The following is a 1,360-nucleotide window of genomic DNA, read 5'->3' as shown; positions in this document are numbered from 1 at the left end:
CGTTCATGGACCGGACGCTGCGCTGGGCGCTGGCGAAGATCCTGCCCTATCCGGGGCGGTTCCGCCTCGCGCTCCTCGCCGCCAACATCGGGCGGCCGTTCGCGCCGCTCCTGCCGGCGAAGCTCCGCGGCATGCTCGAGTTCGCCCCCCGCTCGCTGCCGCCGCGGAGCCGGCTCGACGACCCGCAGGTCTTCCCGGCCGAGGGGCCGCGGCGGAAGCGGGTGGCGCTGCTGACCGGGTGCGCGCAGCGGGCGCTCAACACCGACATCAACGCGGCGACGATCAGGCTGCTCACCCGGCACGGCTGCGAGGTGGTGATCGCCGAGGGGGCGGGGTGCTGCGGGGCGCTGACCCATCACATGGGCAAGACGCGCGAGAGCCATGCCTCGGCGGCAAAGAACATCCGCGCCTGGATCCGCGAGGCGGACGGCGCGGGACTCGACGCGGTGGTGGTGAACACCTCGGGCTGCGGCACGACGGTGAAGGACTATGGCGCGATGTTCGCCGAGAACCCGCTGGCCGGGGACGCGGCGCGGGTGGCGGCGCTGGCGCGCGACGTCTCGGAGCTGATGGCGGAGCTGGGGCTGCAGGAGCCCGCGACGGCGCCGGGGCTGCGCGTCGCCTATCACGCCGCCTGCTCGCTGCAGCACGGCCAGCAGATCCGCACCCAGCCGAAGGCGCTGCTGAAGGCGGCGGGCTTCGAGGTGGTGGAGCCGCGCGACAGCCACCTCTGCTGCGGCTCGGCCGGCACCTACAACCTGCTCCAGCCCGAGATCTCGCGCGAGCTGCGCGCGCGCAAGGTGGCGACGCTGGAGGAGAAGGCGCCGGAGGTGATCGCCGCCGGCAACATCGGCTGCATGATGCAGATCGGCTCGGGGACCGCGGTGCCGGTCGTGCATACCGCCGAGCTGCTCGACTGGGCGACCGGGGGGCCGAGGCCGCCGGCGCTCGGGGCGGCGTGAGGCGCCCGCCGGGCGCCGCTGCAACGGGAAGAAGGCCGCGCTTGGACTTTGACCGGATCCTGAGCATCGCCCGCGCGTCGGCGATGGCCGCGGCGTGGCTCGCGGTGCTGGGCGGCCCCGGCGCGGCGCAGGAGCGGCGGCTGCTCTCGGTCGAGGAGGCGGTGCCGTTCCGCGGCGTGGGGCGGCTCAACGTGGCGGGGACGCGCTTCTGCACCGCGACGCTGATCTCGGAGACGGTCATCATCACCGCGGCGCACTGCCTCTTCCATCCGCGCACCCGCGCGCGGGTGCCGCTCGGGGAGTTCCGCTTCGCAGCCGGGCTGCGCATGGGCAAGACCGCGGCGGTCGGGCGAATCGTGCGGGCGGCAGTGCATCCCGAGTTCACCTTCGAGGGCATG

General features: G+C 74.3%; 2 protein-coding genes. Both read left to right on the top strand.

Annotation, left to right across the window (positions count from 1 at the left end):
• On the top strand, nucleotides 1–962 hold a 962-nt coding region (locus Q0112_RS18570), incomplete at its 5' end, for a heterodisulfide reductase-related iron-sulfur binding cluster (RefSeq protein ID WP_297977548.1).
• A 41-nt stretch (nucleotides 963–1,003) separates the two neighbouring features.
• Nucleotides 1,004–1,360, top strand: a 357-nt coding sequence (locus Q0112_RS18565) for a trypsin-like serine protease (protein WP_297977547.1), incomplete at its 3' end; no start/stop codon positions are given.

It is taken from the genome of uncultured Amaricoccus sp. (assembly GCF_937858865.1).
Classification (GTDB): Bacteria; Pseudomonadota; Alphaproteobacteria; order Rhodobacterales; family Rhodobacteraceae; genus Amaricoccus.
Note: the sequence above shows the minus strand (reverse complement) of the source record. Positions and strands in the feature narration are given on the sequence as shown.